Origin of the sequence: Flavobacterium sp. (genome assembly GCF_029945805.1) — a bacterium.
In the GTDB taxonomy this organism is placed as follows: Bacteria; Bacteroidota; Bacteroidia; order Flavobacteriales; family Flavobacteriaceae; genus Flavobacterium.
Map to the genome: position 1 here is coordinate 128,734 of NZ_JAQSDH010000033.1, position 16,266 is coordinate 144,999.

Here is a 16,266-nt window from a genome sequence, read left to right on the forward strand (position 1 = left end):
ATAAACAGTTGTACAATGAAAAGTATCAATCCCGACGATTTTAGAGTAGCAAAATACATTAAGTTATCTACTAGTCCAACCAACCTTAACAATGATGCCACTGATGATGAAAAGGAAGCGGAATTAGAAAATATCCAGCAGAAACTCAGCAAGCGTCAAGATGTAATGTATGCGCACAATAGGCATGCAGTTTTGATTTGTTTACAAGGAATGGACACCAGCGGAAAAGACAGTTTGATAAGGGAAGTTTTCAAGGAATTTAATACGCGTGGAGTGATAGTACACAGTTTTAAAACACCTAACTCAACCGAATTAGAGCACGATTATTTATGGCGTCACTATTTGGCTTTACCCGAAAAAGGAAAGTTTGGTGTTTTCAACCGAACCCATTACGAGAACGTTTTGGTTACCCGAGTGCATCCCGAATATATCTTGTTTGAGAATCTTCCCGGAATTGAAAAAGTGGAAGACATTACACCAAAATTCTGGAAACACCGAATGAGGCAAATCAAAAATTTTGAAAAATATCTTAGTCAAAACGGAACCTTAGTGCTGAAGTTTTATCTGCACATGAGCAAAGAAGAACAACGTAAACGATTGTTGAAACGATTGGAAAGTGGTGAAGACAATTGGAAGTTTTCTATAGGCGATTTAAAAGAACGTGAACTTTGGGACGAGTATCAAAAATACTATGAGGAAGCCATTAACGAAACTTCTACCAAGCATTCGCCATGGTACGTGATACCAGCAGATGATAAAGAAATGGCGCGTGTTATTGTTGCTAAAATAATTTGGGAAGAACTTCAAAAACTTACTGATATTGACGAACCCGAATTAGATCCAAAAGTTAAAGCCAATATTGAAGAATATAAAGAACTCTTGAAAGAGTGATTTCAATCTCAATGTCAAAAATCAATCTCAATAACAAAAAGCAATATCAATGACAAATTCAATGATATTGCTTTTTTTAATTGCCATTGAATCCACTACATTTGCAAACTCAAAATTGCAAAATGAATCTCTCAGTATATACCAAAGAATTTAGAAGAAACTTAACATTGGCGTATCCCGTAATGATTGGAATGTTGGGGCATACGCTAATAGGTATTGTAGATAATATTATGGTGGGTCGGTTAGGTAGTACTGAGCTTGCTGCAGTTTCTCTAGGTAATAGTATGATTTTTATTGCGATGTCGATTGGTATCGGATTTTCTACTGCTATTACGCCAATTGTTGCTGAAGCAGACGCTGAAAAGGATAACAACAAAATACGTTCTGCCTTTCATCACGGCTTGTTTTTATGTATCATTTTAGGTTTTTCTTTGTTCGGATTAGTAGTTTTGGCAAAGCCGATAATGGAATTACTCCAACAACCTGATGATGTAATTGCGCTCGCTAAGCCTTTTGTGGATTGGGTAGCTTTTTCACTCGTTCCGCTGATTATTTATCAAGGATACAAGCAGTTTGCCGATGGATTATCAATGACAAAAGTTTCTATGTATGCTATTGTGATGGCGAATATCCTGCACGTAATTATCAACTATTGCCTCATTTATGGCTTTTGGATTTTTCCTAAAATGGGAATTATTGGAGCCGCATTGGGAACTGTACTATCCCGAATTGCCATGGTTATTTTTATGCATTTTATTTTGTCAAGAAAAGAACAACTAAAGCAATATTTTCAAAATTTTAGTTTTGAAGAAATCAAGAAAGAATCGATTCGGAAAATTGTCAATCTCGGATTTCCATCTGCCATGCAAATGCTTTTTGAAGTGGTACTTTTTACTGCCGGAATATGGCTTTGCGGAAACATTGGTAAAACCAGTCAAGCAGCAAACCAAATTGCGCTGAGCTTAGCTTCAATGACATTTATGGTTGCGATGGGATTGAGCGTGACAGCCATGATTAGAGTCAGTAATCAGAAAGGTTTGAATGATTATAAGCAGCTAGTAATAGTTGCGCGTTCTATCTTTTTATTAGCCATACTTATCGAAATTGTATTTGCCGTAATGTTTGTTGCACTACACCAAATTTTACCGTATCTATTCCTAAATATGGAAAACGAAACCCAATTACTCGACAATCAAGAAGTGATTGCTATTGCAGCCAAATTGTTATTGGTAGCGGCAGTATTCCAAATTACAGACGGATTACAAGTAGTAGTTTTGGGTGCATTACGGGGTTTGCAAGATGTTAAGATTCCAATGTATATTACGTTTGTAGCCTATTGGATTATTGGTTTCCCAATTTCCTTCTACCTCGGAGAATTCACAGAATTAAAAGCCGTAGGCGTTTGGATTGGCTTATTAGCCGGACTAACAGCTGCAGCAATATTTTTGTATATTCGTTTTCATTATCTAACCAAAAAACTCATAACGCAGACATCAGATAAGTAGAGTGCCGATTACAGAAATCTAAATTAGTTATGTACTTTTGTTTTAACGAATAACCAAATCCACAAAATAATCAAATCCACATAAAATGGAATTACCTAAATTTTTACTTGCCGACAACTCCGATTCACCAGAAGTGGACATTTATGTTATTCACCTTGATTTCCCGCGCTTTATTATCAATTTAAAAGATGATGAGGTAGAGTTTTTAGAAGATCTCGAAGGAGAAGACGAAACGGAATTAGAAAGCGAAATGGAACATCTAATCACGTTGGCCGGAGAATTCTACGACAGAGAAATGGAGCGTTACGAAGAGTAATTTTCTAGTCTAATCCGCTTTTAATAGCAAAAACTGCTAAACCTACACGGGTTTTAATATTCAATTTTTCACATAAGCTATTCCTGTAGCTTTCAATAGTTCGTGGGCTGCAAAACATTTTTTCCGAGATTTCTTTGTAGCTCATATCTGTGATGCAAAGTTTTAGGAATTCTTTTTCTCTGTCGCTTAGCTCCGTGGCTATTGAAGTTCCTTTTGGAGCATTTCCCATCATGATTGAGATCATGAGGTTGGATGCCCATTCGGGATAATAATACCCGTTGTTGATTATTGTTTTTAACGCTCGTTCCAACTCGGAAGGCGAAACATTTTTAAGCAAATAACCTCGCGCTCCATTTTTTATCATTTGAATCAAACTCTGCTCGTCATCTTGCATACTCAATGCTAAAACCATAACGCTTGGATGCGTTTCGTGCAGCCATTTTGCCGTTTCAAATCCATTCATTATTGGCATGCTGATGTCTAGCAATACAATATTTGGAATGTTATTTTTAGTAGTAAATTTTTCTTGAAGTTCCTTGCCATTTCCACATTCGTAGAGCACCTCAAATTCTTCAAAATTCGTCATGATGCTACCAATAGCTTTGGCGATTAAAATGTGATCGTCAACAATGACAATAGAATGCTTCATTTTTTCTAATTATGGTGAAGCTAATATAAACATTTTAACTTTTTAACCTACTAAAGGGTCCACGGTAATTTTATTATTAATTGCGTTCCAGATGAACTGCTCTGTAATTTAAAATTGCCGCCAATGATTTCGGTTCGTTTTTTAATATTATGAAGTCCAATTCCGAGCGAATCACTCTGATTTACATCAAATCCGCATCCGTCATCTGCTAATTCGAGTACTATAAAGCCAGATTTTAAGTTTAGATTTACCGAAATCGATGTGCATTGACCATGCTTCAAACTGTTTTGAATAAATTCCTGAGCAATTCGCAACAACATACTTTTCATATGATAATTCACCTCACTGTCTTGAATTGCAGTGTCGTAAGTAAACCAACACTTCTTGAGCTTGTTGACTTTTTGACATTCAATCTGAAAAAGGGTCACTATTGATTTTGTAGCAATACTATCGTCGGTCAATGTTTTAGACAATTGTCTCAAATCGGCTAAAGAATCATTAATAATTGAACCAATATTTTCTATACTTTCTGTGTTTTCTAGTTTTTTATTTTCGTAAAGTAGGTTTTGAATGTATAAGCTAGCCAAGGTTAATTTTTGTCCAATATTGTCGTGTATTTCCCTACCAATTTCTTGCATCGTCTTTTGTTGCATTTCCAATTGAATAGATAAAAGTTCTTTGTGATGTAACTCTTGTTGGTTCTGAATGGCGTAAGTGTGTTCTCTTTTCTTCAGTTTATATTGCCATACATACGATACTATGGCTACAATAAATAAAAGAAACAAAAAATTAAAAATGATGGTTATCAGTAAGTATTCGGTTTCCCCCATAGTAAAGCGATTGAAAATAGTGTGTACATTAAAATATTGGTAAGCATAAAAAATAAATAATAGTTACTCCAAATAACCGCATCTTTCCAAATCAGACTGTGAAACGCGAAAAAGGGGAGTGTGCCAACAAAGAACAAACCTACTGCCGTATTAATGTAAAACATCATGTTTTCTTTAAACTTTAAGATAGCATCTGATTTTATTTGTTTGTCATATTCTAAGATGATCATGAAGCTCAGCAAAAATGTCCCTACGATATAATTAAACGAATTGACGAGCGTATATTCTCCAAAAACAAAATATGGAAACAGCGATAAGGTGTAGATAATCGCACTAATCCAAAACAACTTTTTCTTACCCAAAGACTTATAACTGTACAACCAAAAGAGAAATAAAAACTCAACAGGTATGACAAAAAAATCATAAAAGTAGCCTCTAAACTTTATAAAATAACACAATACAAAAAAACTTAGTAACTCGCAAAGTGCAATAAATATCAGAAAATAAATAAACCATTTCCAATGCGTATCTCTAAATTTTTTAAACTTAATAACTCCAATAACAGCAGCAGCTACTTCAGCAACCAACAATATTTTTACGAGTACATTTTGAAGATCAGACATACTTTATCAAACCAAGTTTATTGAATGGGTATTCCGTTCGGAATAAAACAGGTTAAATATACTAGTTATACAACTTAAAACCATAAACCGGTATTAGTTTCTGGCGGTGTTAGACTTCCGTGATTTTTAGCCATGATGACAGTAGCGGTACCAGTTGGTTTTTTTCCCGTGTATGTATTTACATCAAAAGGATCAAAGTCGGAATTCACCCCATCCATTTCGGCAGTAGGAATGGCTACCAGCGTATGTAGTTTTTCATATTGTTTATTGACATCCGCAATGTCTTCATAACTGGGTTCGTCCCAAGAATCATTTTTTGGATACGAGGTATAATAAAAACGAGCCCCAAAATTTTTCAGATTGTATTCAGGATGTTTGGCAGCTTCATCTTCAATAGTGGCAATAAAATCTTTTAAAGCCTGTAAGTCAAACCAAACCGACTGCGCGTCAAACGACATCGGATTAATAGTATTGGTCACAATTGAAAGGTACTGTTTTGATTTGTAGTTAGTAACCATTTCTTCAACAAGGTCAATATTCATTGTTTTGGCCGCCATTTTGTTTAGTTTTTAGGGTTTAATTATTAGGATTATAGTTTTAAAGGCAATTAAAGTAAGCAATATTCATTCTTACTTAGCAAATCAAATCATTATTTTTCACATGGCGCTTAGGGTTTTTACCATTTTTTAGTCTTGAAAATATAGTAAAAACACGGTAGCAGATACCGTAAAAACCCTATACGATTAGTGAAATTGAATTTGGAACTTTGATATACTTTAGAACTTAAGTTCTTTTTATAGAATAACCTGCTTTTTTGGGACTGTTTTCAAAACGGTTTTCACCTTACAAAAAAAGAGGGAGTTAAGTTAAAATCCTGCCCGTAGCTTCATTGTGGTATTTGAAGTTCAAGAAAGGGCAGGTTTTTGTCTAAAGTCATTTAAAATAATGAAGCGATGAAATTTTTTGACACCAATAGACCAAGTAAGCTTATCATATCAGATAAAGCAGCCCCAGTTTTTATCAAAATTATTTTGTTTTGTAGTATCATTATTGTGGGGTTTGAGTTGTACATATTGACAAAATTGTAAAACAGCGCACGACGTGAAATAGTAGATAGCTAGCTGCCAATGGTTGCTGTCAAAATGATTCCTTAGAAAATTGTCTATGGATTCTAAACTGCTTTAATTCATTCGGATTGAACCAAAATAACTTAATATAAATCCTTCCAAACCTCTTGCGATTTTATTTGAGACTTTAATTTAAGAGGGGTGGCGAGGATAAAAAACAAAATGGCTCATGTGGAAAAATGTAGAAGACCAATGTAAAGCGCTGTATGACTACAGATTCATTAATGCTAATGATCCGGTGGATCGTAGAACGCTGATAAGACTTATTGCCGAAGAATTTCCAAACTATTCTAGAATGCGAATTAGTTATGCCGTTGACCAATGCCTAAAAACCAATTCTGAAACCCTGCGTCCGACAACTTTTGTGAGTGCGGTGAAAACGTATCTTATGTAGGGATTTTGTCTTTGATTTTATTCTATTGTACAAGATAAATAGCGGCATGTTAAACTAGCTTTCTCACTTTGGAACATGGCCTATCACACTGTTTAATGAAACAAATAGTATATTGGCAAGAATAAAAACAGTTTTTTTATTTGTAAATTACTGATATTAAGAATTATGTACGTTTTGTAACGACCATAAATCTTTTAGCGTTATATTTCAAAAAAAAAATCAAAATAAGAACAACGAACTTTTAATTAAAAAACCTTTCTGGAAACAAAATATAATTTGGCTGTTTGCATGTATTGTAATTTTTATTTTATGTATAAAATCTTCATATTTATTCTTAAATGGAAATTTAGAATTTTATCTTTTAGCTAATTCAGATTCTTCATAGTATGAAATTGCAATTGATAGTGCAAATAAAAATAATGAAACAGGGGAAAAGTTCGGATATTTAAAACCTGTAAATACTAGCGAAATTTTCGACAGAAAAGCTTTTTATTTCAATATTAAAAATCCGTTAAGAATAATTGTACCCTTAAGCGGAAATAAATTGAAGGGAGCTATGAATTTATGGTCGCACAGAAATCCAAAAAAATTGGGAATTTGATAGTATAATAATTGAAAATAAAAACTTAAAAATTCGATTATAAAAACAAAACCTCAAATAGCTAGAATCTGTTTTATCCCATGTCTAATTCTAAAGTAAGTTTTAAAATCAACAACATGAAAAATGTAATCGTCCTATTTACACTGATTTTTTTTACTTCTTTTAATGTGGAAGCATAACAAAAAAATGGATAATGAAACGGAGCGCATTAGATTGTAATGAAAATAGGCCATTTGCCAGCAGCCGTTACTCGCAATTCCGAATTTTGTAGTAAATCCACTTTTACTTTTAGCGGTAATTTTTAATCAAAAAGGAGCTAACCACTTCTAAAGTTCGTAACTTACTAAGCGCTTCAAAATAAGCTCAAATGCATACGTTGAAAATCAAACCTATTTTTGAAATGTAATCTAAACCTCTGAAAATTATGAATTGGACGTATAGTATAAAAAATAAATTGGCAGCATCGGGCATACTATTGTTACTATTTATATTGGTTTTAGCCAGTAATTACATAGACCGAAACCATACTGATAACGTAAAAAATGCTATAAGTACTTTATATGAAGATCGGTTAATTGCTGAGGAATACATCTTAAAAATGACAAGCGGAGTCTATCAAATTCGTGAAGTAATTCATTCAGACGCTAATGATGTCAACAAAGTTAATTGGACCAACAATTTACTTTTAACCATTAAAGAAGCAAATAATGCCTATCAAAAAACCAAATTTACACTTGTAGAAAAAGCGAAAGCACAAGAGTTAGAAAAGATAGTAAATGAGTTTGAATCTATACTTTTAAGAAATACTCCAGTCAAATTAGAAGTTGCTAATAAGGCACTAAATGTCTTAAATCAACTATCCACAATCCAATTAGAAGAATCAAAAAAAATAATGGATTATGCTGAAACCTTATATGTCTCAGGAAAAACCTCTTCCCAATTTGTATTTGCCTTAATTATAGTCATCCTGTTTGCGCTTCAGGCAATTGTATTTACTTCTAAATCACTAATTCCGCGAAACAAACCAAAATCAGCGAGCCTTAACTAGGTGAATCACTTTTTCTTTTGTGGAGTTCCCCCACAATTTCATATGAATGCAATCTTGCTTGATGATCATAAATGGCTGAGGTAATCATAAGTTCATCAACACCACTGGTAGTTATAAATTCGTCTAATTCTGTCCGTACTTTTTCGGGTCCACCCACAAACGAATATTTAATCATTTGTTGTAAAGCCGCTTCTTCGGTATAATCAAAAAGACCTTCGGAGTCAACTGGTGGAGCTAGTTTTCTGCGGTTTCCAGTCAAAATGCCAAGAAACAATCGTTTGAAAGACGTTGCCAAATGTGCTGCTTCGGCATCGGTATCTGCTGCAATTACATTCACACAGGCCATTATATAAGGTGCCGCTAATTGGGCAGACGGTTTAAATTCGCGACGGTAAATGGCAATTGCCTGAGGAAATTGTGCCGGTGCAAAATGACTCGCAAAAGCATAAGGAAGACCGAGTGCCGCCGCCAAATGAGCACTGTCTGTACTCGATCCCAAGATCCAAATCGGAATGTCAAGACCTTCGCCCGGAAAAGCCCTAACGGAAGAAGTTGTATTGCTGGCAGATAAATATTTTTGAAGTTCTTGTACATGCAATGGAAAATCGCTTGACGTATCCGCATTTCGGCGCAAAGCCATTGCCGTCAGTTGATCGGTTCCGGGAGCGCGTCCGAGTCCAAGATCAATACGTCCTGGAAATAAAGTGGCAAGTGTGCCAAATTGTTCTGCAACTACAAGCGGCGTATGATTGGGAAGCATAATGCCACCCGAACCCACGCGAATAGTACTGGTTTTGGAGGCAATATGACCGATAAGAACTGCGGTAGCGGTTGAGGCAATACCTTCCATATTGTGATGTTCGGCAAGCCAATATCTTTTGTAGCCCCATTTTTCGGTATGTTGCGCAATAGAAGCGCTATTGGAAAACGTTATCGCAGCCGCGCCATTTTCAGGAACTATGGCTAAATCAAGAACGGAGATGTTTATGGATTGAAGTGTTTTAGACATCATTTTTTTTACAAAATTAACTAACGTATTCAGTAGTTAGCCTAGTGTTTTAAAAACTTTATGATATTGGAATTATTCAAAATACTTCTTCAACAAAATTTGAGCTGCAGCAAAAGGAGAAATCTCATCATTGGCAACCGCCTTTTTATTTTCGTCGAGCAAAGTTATAATTTCGGGATGGTTATAAAAGTTGGTTTTCAACTGTTCGTTGATGGTTTCAAGCATCCAATATTGATTTTGTTCCTTGCGCTTGTGCTCAAAATACTGATTGGTTTTAACCAATTCAAGATACTTGGAAATTGTTTCCCAAACGGCATCAACTCCGTCTCCAGTTATCGAACTACAGGTTGCAACCGTTGGAATCCAGCCCGAAGTTTTTGCCGGAAACATATGAAGTGCGCGATTGAATTCGGCCTTTGCCAATTTGGCTTTATTGATGTTATCGCCGTCGGCTTTGTTGATTACTATAGCATCCGCCATTTCCATAATGCCGCGTTTGATGCCTTGTAATTCATCGCCAGCACCAGAAATTTTAAGTAACAAAAAGAAATCGACCATCGAATGAACCGCAGTTTCACTTTGACCTACGCCAACCGTTTCAATAATGATGGTGTCAAATCCCGCCGCTTCACAAAGAATAATGGCTTCACGCGTTTTACGCGCCACACCACCCAAAGTTTCTCCCGATGCTGAAGGTCGGATATAAGCATGTTCATCTTTTACCAATTCTTCCATTCGGGTTTTATCACCAAGAATACTACCGTGCGAAATCGTACTGCTTGGATCAACTGCTAAGACGGCAACTTTTTTACCTAAAGATGTTAAATGCTTCCCGAATGCTTCAATAAAAGTAGATTTTCCAACGCCAGGAACGCCTGTAATTCCGATTCGTACTGATTTGTTGGCATAAGGTAAGCATCCGTTAATGATTTCGTTGGCTTTCGCCAAATGGGTAACATTTGTACTTTCTACTAAAGTAATGGCACGGCTCAAGGCTACTTTATCGTGTGCAATGATTCGGTTAATGAGTTCGCTTGCTGAAGGTTGCAGTTTTCTGCTGTTGACAATTTTTTGCAAAGCCGACGCACTAAAGCTTTCCGGTTGCGGAATGCCGTCTTTTTCATGAAGTGCAGATTTCTTATTATGCTTTTCGTTCAAGGGAAAATCGTTTGGGTAAATTTAGTAAAATATTGCGTCCTAATAAATTCAAACGTTTCATTTTTTTGCTGTTCCTTTGCAAAATAAATGCAAATTCCGAATGGATAACATTCTGTTGATTTTTATTTGTTTACTTGTGGGTTTGGGAATGCAACGGGTACCAGCCTTTCCTAAAAATGGATACTTAGCACTCAACCAATTCATTATTTATGTTGCTTTGCCCGGTTTGGCATTGTTTTACATTCCCAAAATTTCAATTTCTGCTAGTTTATTATATCCGTTAGGCGTTGCTTGGATTGGATTTGGATTGTCTTTTTTGTTTTTCTATTGCATCGGTAAACGATTTGGCTGGCCGAAGCGATTGATAGGTTGCTTGATTATTACTGCCGGTTTAGGAAATACTTCGTTCGTAGGCTTTCCAATAATTCAAGCTTTATATGGGGATGAAGGATTGAAAACCGCCATCATCGTTGATCAACCAGGAACATTTGTAGTGATGGCGACATTAGGCATTATTACCGCTGGAATTTTCAGCAAAGGCAAATCGAGTTCAACTGAAATAATTAGAAAAATTTTAATATTTCCACCTTTTTTAGCGTTTGTTATTGCCTTACTAATGAATCTCTTAAAAGTAGATTTTACTGAATATTTTCAAACGGTATTTCAAAAGCTTGGTACTACGATAACTCCAGTGGCACTAGTTTCTGTTGGACTTCAATTAAAAATTGACAAACGAAGTCAGCATTGGAAATTCCTCAGATTAGGTTTGCTTTTTAAATTGATTATAACTCCAGCCATCTTTCTCATAGTATATAAAATTATACTGGGTGGAAAAGGAATAGCCGTTGATATTTCAGTTATGGAATCAGCGATGGCGCCAATGATTACGGGAGCAATTTTAGCTTCAAGTTACGGATTAAAACCAAAATTGAGCAGTATGATGGTCGGAATCGGAATTCCTTTATCTTTTATAACGCTTGCTTTTTGGTACTTTATTTTACAATTATTTTAAATGGAAACTTCAATAAATACTACTATAAAAAGCAAAGATTTACTACAAAAAACAATGTATTCCATATTGTTTTCGATAAGTTTTGCACATTTGCTAAATGACTTAATCCAGGCAATCATACCGTCGGTTTACCCGATTTTAAAAGAAAGTTATCAGCTTTCGTTTTCACAAATCGGATTAATAACCTTTGCTTTTCAACTCTCCGCATCATTGCTTCAACCTTTTGTTGGCTATTATACCGATAAATTTCCGCAACCTTTCTCTCAAATTTATGGAATGTTGTTTTCTTTGGCGGGAATTGTATCCTTATCGTTTGCAAATAATTTTTATTGGATAGTGTTATCCGTGGTTTTCATCGGAATAGGTTCTGCGATTTTTCATCCTGAATCGGCACGTATTTCCAATATGGCATCGGGTGGAAAACGGGGTTTAGCACAATCTATTTTTCAGGTTGGCGGTAATTTTGGAACAGCATTGGCACCGCTTTTAGTAGCCTTAATTGTAGTGCCTAATTCGCAACGCTATATTCTGTGGTTTATTGTTGCTGTTGTAATTGCGTTGGGCTTTATTAGTAAAATTGCCTATTGGTATCGCGACCATTTGGTTTTTAGAAAGAACAAACCTTTGGTATTTATCGATTATCATAACCTGTCCAAAAGCAAAGTAAAATGGGCTATTTTGGTGTTGTTGCTGATTATTTTTTCGAAGTTTTTCTATACCGCAGGTTTGTCCACATACTACACTTTTTATATCATGGATAAGTTTCATTTGTCAATAAAGGAAGCGCAATTTCACATGTTCATTTACTTGATTGCTTATGCGCTTGGAACCATTCTTGGTGGTCCGCTAGGTGATAAAATCGGACGAAAACACGTCATTTGGTTGTCTGTTTTTGGAGCGACGCCGTTTGCTTTATTATTGCCCTATGTAAATTTGTTTTGGACCGATGTTTTAATGATTACCATCGGAATTATCATGTCGTCGGCATTTCCAGCAATATTGGTTTATGCGCAAGAATTAGTACCTAAAAAACTCGGAATGATTTCTGGATTGTTCTATGGTTTTGCTTTCGGAATGGGCGCTTTGGGTTCTGCATTACTAGGAATCTTAGCGGATAATACTTCTATTCAATACGTATATCATGTGTGTTCGTATTTGCCTCTTATCGGAATTATTTGTTTTTTTCTTCCCAATTTGAAGAAGAAATAACGATGTAATTAGTATTTTTACTTTTCAATTTTTAAAAAATGGCACTGCATCCCGAAGCACTTCAAAAATTAGTTCAAATCGTAGGTGAATCTTATGTTTTTACCGATATCGAAACCCGAAATCATTACGGTCGCGACGAGACGGAAGATTATGTTTTTCCGCCACATGTTGTAGTGAAACCAGGTACAACTTTTGAAATTTCAGAAATATTGAAAGTGGCCAATGAATATAAAATTCCAACCACGCCAATAGGAGCGCGGACAGGTTTAAGTGGTGGCGCTTTATCTATTTATGAAGGAATAGGTTTGTCAATGGAACGTTTGAATAAAATTCTTGAAATTGATGAGCAAAATCTTCAGGTTCTTGTTGAACCGGCCGTGATTAATCAAGTTTTACGTGAAGCTGTAGCCGAAAAAGGGTTGTTTTATCCCGTTGATCCAAGCAGTATGGGAAGCTGCTGGATAGGCGGCAATATCGCTGAAAACGCTGGTGGAGCAAGAGCTGTCAAGTATGGCGTAACCAAAGATTATGTACTTAATTTAGAAGTAGTGTTGCCCAATGGCGAAATCATTTGGACGGGAGCCAATACGTTAAAAAATTCTACGGGTTACAATTTGACTCAATTGATGGTGGGAAGCGAAGGAACTTTAGGTGTGATTACCAAAGCAGTGTTGAAACTATTGCCTCAGAATAAGCACAACGTTTTAATGTTAGTTCCGTTTTATAATGCGGCTCAAGCTTGTGAAGCGGTTTCTGCAATCTTCAGAGCGGGTATTATTCCAAGTGCGATGGAGTTTATGGAACGCGATGCTATTGATTGGACATTGAAATACAACAGCACAATAAATATTGAAGTAAATAATAAAGTACAAGCGCATTTATTGATTGAAGTGGATGGGAATTATCCTGAAATTTTAATGTTGGAAGCAGAAAAGATACTGACGGTTGTCGAGCAATTTGAGATTGATGAAGTTTTGTTTGCCGATACCGAAGATCAGAAAAATGCACTTTGGAAAATGCGTCGTTCGGTTGCAGAAGCCGTAAAATCAAATTCAATCTACAAAGAAGAAGATACCGTTGTGCCTCGATATATGCTGCCTGAATTGTTAACCGGAATAAAAAAAATAGGAGCTAAGTATGGTTTTAAATCGGTTTGTTACGGTCATGCTGGTGATGGCAATCTTCACGTGAACATCATAAAAGGCGATATGACAGATGATAATTGGGATACGCAAGTTCCGATTGGGATTCGTGAATTATTTGAATTGACCGTTGCTCTTAAAGGAACTTTGTCTGGGGAACACGGTATAGGCTACGTCCAAAAAAACTTTATGGATATTGCATTTTCCAAAACTCATTTGGAATTGATGGAAAGCATCAAACGTGTTTTTGATCACAACAATATTCTTAATCCTGGAAAGATTTTTCCTGATTAGTTATGAAAATTTTTAATTCATGCTGGCTTCTAATTTCTCATATTTGTTGTGAATATATAATATTAAAACGCCAATTAATACAGCGGCAACGGTAATAATTGTGTTTAAAACCCCATCAATATTAAACGAAAGTTTGATTAAAATCGTTGAAATGATGAAACCGGAATTGCGAATCACTTGATTGAATTTATCGGTATGAAAAAGAGAAAATAGTAGCAGTAAAACGTCTATTAAAATTAGTACGGTAAAAAATTCTTCGAAGAAAATTTTGTTAGTATTCTTTATAGAAACAGCAGTCTGATTCAAAGAATAAAAATTTTCGTAAATCCAATGACTAAAATTATAGATGGCCAAGAGTAAAAATAGTGGTACTAAAATGGTTGCAATTATTTTTTTTAATTCGATGAATTTTTCAACTTCAATTGAAATTTTTGGTCTTTGTTTTACTTCTAAAATTTTGTAAAAAACATATATTAAATAAAATAGGATCAGCACCGCTAGGACATCTAATGTAAATAAGATATTGTCTTTTTTGCTAAACCAATCCGATGTAAATTCTAACTTATATAAATCCTTAAAAATGCGTCGTATTATTATTAAAGTAATAATTTCATATTGCTTCCCGATATATTTGGTAGTAGATTTTGGCAGATAGTATACCAAAAGATACGCTTCGTAAAGTAGTATAAATGAAAACGGAGTATAAATAGCCACCATCGGACTTTTTAATAATCCCGAAAAATCATTCGGATTTATCCAATTAAAATCGACTAAAAATATTAGGAATAAATGAACTATAAAACTAATTATCGCAATGGTAACCACTACTTTTTCACTTTTAGTTTTAGTTGTCTCAGATAAAAATTTGTTGAATAAATTTTCAGTAGTTACACTTAATTTTTTCATTTTTTTATAAAAATAAGTCTTAAGTTTTATAGATAACACAGAACAGTTGTTAAATTTTATATTATTCTTAACTCGGATTTAATTTTTCATTGTAAACTCTAGATGTGTAATTTGCCGCAGTGCGATATTTTTTGCGTTTAGGAATTTTTATATCATTATTTATCTAAACGGTTTAAATGATTAAAAAAATACAATTTATTTCGATTGTATTGGCTGTGACATTTGCTCACGCACAAAAAACAAAATTTGGCGGTAAAGCCCGAGTTGACGTTGCTTCAATTAAAGTTGAAGTTTCAGGGAGTTCTACTACAGCTTTTAAAAAAGGATTCATTGTTTGAGGCTTTGCCTCTCTCAGTATTACCGAGAAATTTCATTTATATGCAGAAGTTTATACGTGCTATTTCAGATTCTAACTTTTCCAGCGTATCCGTTTAAGCTAAATATACGTTTGCAGAAAAGTTTACCACTTTGGCTGCAGTGAGTGCAACTATTTTTCAGATGCTTAAGAAGATAAATTAGAAGTGGACATCGATTTAGGAGCTACTTATGATATTACTGAAGAAATTGATGTAAATGCTAAGTATTCATTAGATTTGGTAGCTGTTGCTGTTCCAGAAATCTTCGTTGGTGCTGGATACAATTTTTAAGATTTCTATTAGGTTTTTACTAAAAAAACCACCTGATTATCGGTGGTTTTTTTGTGTTAATCTCTTTTTGGAGTATTCTTTTTCTCGCGTTTCTCCTCTTTCTTTTCTTTTGCCGTCTTTAAAGGTTCTTTCTTAACTGCTTTCTGAGTATCTTTTCCTTTTGCCATGATATAAATTTATTAGTTGGGTTAGTAATAAGTAAAGTAAAGGTAAATACTATTTTTTATAAACCCAATTGTTTTTTCACGCTTTCGCCAAAAATACTCTGAAAACTTTCATTCTGAATGGCATCATCAAGGTTGAAAAACTTCCAATTATTGTTTGTTGTTCCATCAGCTACAGCGACAAATGTTGTTATTTTCCTCACGTTGAAACTATTTCTTTTGGGCTCGAAAGTTACTTCTTTGGTTTTGTTACTGTCTTTCAACCAATCTGATTTTGCTACAGCAGTTTCGGCAGTTAATTTAGTTTCATAAGTATAGCGAATCGGATTCCGAAACGTAATTACACAAAAAGATTTTTCTTCTAATTTCTTTATTGGTCCAAATAAAAACGGAACGGATTCGAGCTGCAATCGCAACCTGAATTCTTCATTCTCAAAATGTTTCTCTATCTTTTCAAAAAAGGCGTCAGTTCCAATTATTTCAATCATTTTTGGATAGGAATTGGAGGCAATGGTTTCAAAATCCATCAAAAAATTCGCTTCGTAAAGTTTCTTAGTGGAAGTTTTAAGGCTTTCCGTAGATTGTGCTAGAGCAGAAAATCCAATAAACAAGAATGCGATATAAAGTGTTTTTTTCATTATTTTAATTTTACCAAATATAAAAAATCCCCATCAGTTTGCACTTTTGGGGATTGTATTTTAATCCATTTTGATTTTACTAATGAAATTATTTGTGTAGTAA

18 protein-coding genes are annotated in these 16,266 nt (G+C 34.8%); 10 read left to right on the top strand and 8 right to left on the bottom strand.

The features are described 5' to 3' along the window. Nucleotides 1–15 precede the first annotated feature (15 nt). The 3 genes from PSU83_RS07925 to PSU83_RS07935 all read left to right on the top strand — a co-directional run bounded on the left by PSU83_RS07925 (nucleotide 16) and on the right by PSU83_RS07935 (nucleotide 2,712). On the top strand, nucleotides 16–891 hold the full coding sequence (locus tag PSU83_RS07925; protein ID WP_300588625.1) for a PPK2 family polyphosphate kinase: 876 nt from the start codon (nucleotides 16–18) through the stop codon (nucleotides 889–891). A gap of 122 nt (nucleotides 892–1,013) precedes the next feature. Next, nucleotides 1,014–2,396, top strand: a complete 1,383-nt coding sequence (locus PSU83_RS07930) for an MATE family efflux transporter (protein ID WP_300588627.1) — start codon at nucleotides 1,014–1,016, stop codon at nucleotides 2,394–2,396. An 85-nt stretch (nucleotides 2,397–2,481) separates the two neighbouring features. Further along, the gene (locus PSU83_RS07935; protein WP_300588629.1) at nucleotides 2,482–2,712 is read left to right on the top strand and encodes a hypothetical protein; all 231 of its coding nucleotides are present in this window, start codon (nucleotides 2,482–2,484) and stop codon (nucleotides 2,710–2,712) included. Between the two features lie 4 nt (nucleotides 2,713–2,716). On the opposite strand, the gene PSU83_RS07940 is transcribed toward PSU83_RS07935, so the two are convergent. From PSU83_RS07940 to PSU83_RS07955, 4 genes are all read right to left on the bottom strand, one after another. Then, nucleotides 2,717–3,361 (bottom strand): response regulator transcription factor, encoded by a 645-nt coding sequence (locus PSU83_RS07940; protein ID WP_300588631.1) that lies wholly within the window; start codon nucleotides 3,359–3,361, stop codon nucleotides 2,717–2,719. Between the two features lie 50 nt (nucleotides 3,362–3,411). Next, the gene (locus PSU83_RS07945) at nucleotides 3,412–4,191 is read right to left on the bottom strand and encodes an ATP-binding protein (RefSeq protein WP_300588633.1); all 780 of its coding nucleotides are present in this window, start codon (nucleotides 4,189–4,191) and stop codon (nucleotides 3,412–3,414) included. After that, nucleotides 4,167–4,814, bottom strand: coding sequence for a hypothetical protein (locus PSU83_RS07950; RefSeq protein WP_300588635.1), 648 nt, complete (start codon nucleotides 4,812–4,814; stop codon nucleotides 4,167–4,169). The genes PSU83_RS07945 and PSU83_RS07950 overlap by 25 nt, the downstream gene beginning before the upstream one ends. Before the next feature lie 74 nt (nucleotides 4,815–4,888). Then, nucleotides 4,889–5,371, bottom strand: a complete 483-nt coding sequence (locus tag PSU83_RS07955; protein ID WP_300588637.1) for a hypothetical protein — start codon at nucleotides 5,369–5,371, stop codon at nucleotides 4,889–4,891. Between the two features lie 739 nt (nucleotides 5,372–6,110). Between PSU83_RS07955 and PSU83_RS07960 the strand changes: the two genes are divergently transcribed. After that, nucleotides 6,111–6,335, top strand: coding sequence for a hypothetical protein (locus PSU83_RS07960; protein ID WP_300588639.1), 225 nt, complete (start codon nucleotides 6,111–6,113; stop codon nucleotides 6,333–6,335). 1,025 nt (nucleotides 6,336–7,360) lie between these two features. Next, nucleotides 7,361–7,984, top strand: a complete 624-nt coding sequence (locus PSU83_RS07965) for a hypothetical protein (protein WP_300588641.1) — start codon at nucleotides 7,361–7,363, stop codon at nucleotides 7,982–7,984. Here the strand turns inward: PSU83_RS07965 and PSU83_RS07970 are convergent. Both PSU83_RS07970 and meaB read right to left on the bottom strand, forming a co-directional pair. Further along, a complete protein-coding gene (locus PSU83_RS07970; RefSeq protein WP_300588797.1) occupies nucleotides 7,977–8,993 on the bottom strand; it encodes an LLM class flavin-dependent oxidoreductase in 1,017 nt (338 codons plus the stop codon). The two genes, PSU83_RS07965 and PSU83_RS07970, sit on opposite strands and share 8 nt — an antisense overlap. Nucleotides 8,994–9,065: 72 nt before the next feature. Beyond that, nucleotides 9,066–10,151 carry a methylmalonyl Co-A mutase-associated GTPase MeaB gene (gene meaB / locus PSU83_RS07975; RefSeq protein WP_300588643.1) on the bottom strand — a complete coding sequence of 362 codons (1,086 nt, stop codon included), beginning with the start codon at nucleotides 10,149–10,151 and terminating at the stop codon, nucleotides 9,066–9,068. A gap of 100 nt (nucleotides 10,152–10,251) precedes the next feature. On the opposite strand from meaB, the gene PSU83_RS07980 reads away from it, so the two are divergent. Genes PSU83_RS07980 through PSU83_RS07990 form a run of 3 tightly spaced genes read left to right on the top strand, consistent with a single transcriptional unit; the run spans nucleotide 10,252 to nucleotide 13,808 of the window. Further along, nucleotides 10,252–11,163 (top strand): AEC family transporter, encoded by a 912-nt coding sequence (locus tag PSU83_RS07980; RefSeq protein ID WP_300588645.1) that lies wholly within the window; start codon nucleotides 10,252–10,254, stop codon nucleotides 11,161–11,163. Next, nucleotides 11,164–12,372: an MFS transporter gene (locus PSU83_RS07985; RefSeq protein ID WP_300588647.1), complete on the top strand. Its 1,209-nt coding sequence runs from the start codon at nucleotides 11,164–11,166 to the stop codon at nucleotides 12,370–12,372. It abuts the gene before it with no gap. A 38-nt stretch (nucleotides 12,373–12,410) separates the two neighbouring features. Further along, nucleotides 12,411–13,808, top strand: coding sequence for an FAD-linked oxidase C-terminal domain-containing protein (locus tag PSU83_RS07990; RefSeq protein ID WP_300588649.1), 1,398 nt, complete (start codon nucleotides 12,411–12,413; stop codon nucleotides 13,806–13,808). 12 nt (nucleotides 13,809–13,820) lie between these two features. On the opposite strand, the gene PSU83_RS07995 is transcribed toward PSU83_RS07990, so the two are convergent. Further along, on the bottom strand, nucleotides 13,821–14,714 hold the full coding sequence (locus PSU83_RS07995; protein WP_300588650.1) for a hypothetical protein: 894 nt from the start codon (nucleotides 14,712–14,714) through the stop codon (nucleotides 13,821–13,823). A 176-nt stretch (nucleotides 14,715–14,890) separates the two neighbouring features. On the opposite strand from PSU83_RS07995, the gene PSU83_RS08000 reads away from it, so the two are divergent. Both PSU83_RS08000 and PSU83_RS08005 read left to right on the top strand, forming a co-directional pair. Further along, complete coding sequence (locus PSU83_RS08000; protein WP_300588652.1) at nucleotides 14,891–15,052, top strand: hypothetical protein; 162 nt, start codon at nucleotides 14,891–14,893, stop codon at nucleotides 15,050–15,052. A 183-nt stretch (nucleotides 15,053–15,235) separates the two neighbouring features. Continuing rightward, nucleotides 15,236–15,361: a hypothetical protein gene (locus tag PSU83_RS08005; protein ID WP_300588654.1), complete on the top strand. Its 126-nt coding sequence runs from the start codon at nucleotides 15,236–15,238 to the stop codon at nucleotides 15,359–15,361. 223 nt (nucleotides 15,362–15,584) lie between these two features. On the opposite strand, the gene PSU83_RS08010 is transcribed toward PSU83_RS08005, so the two are convergent. Next, complete coding sequence (locus PSU83_RS08010; protein WP_300588656.1) at nucleotides 15,585–16,163, bottom strand: hypothetical protein; 579 nt, start codon at nucleotides 16,161–16,163, stop codon at nucleotides 15,585–15,587. Nucleotides 16,164–16,266: the final 103 nt, after the last annotated feature.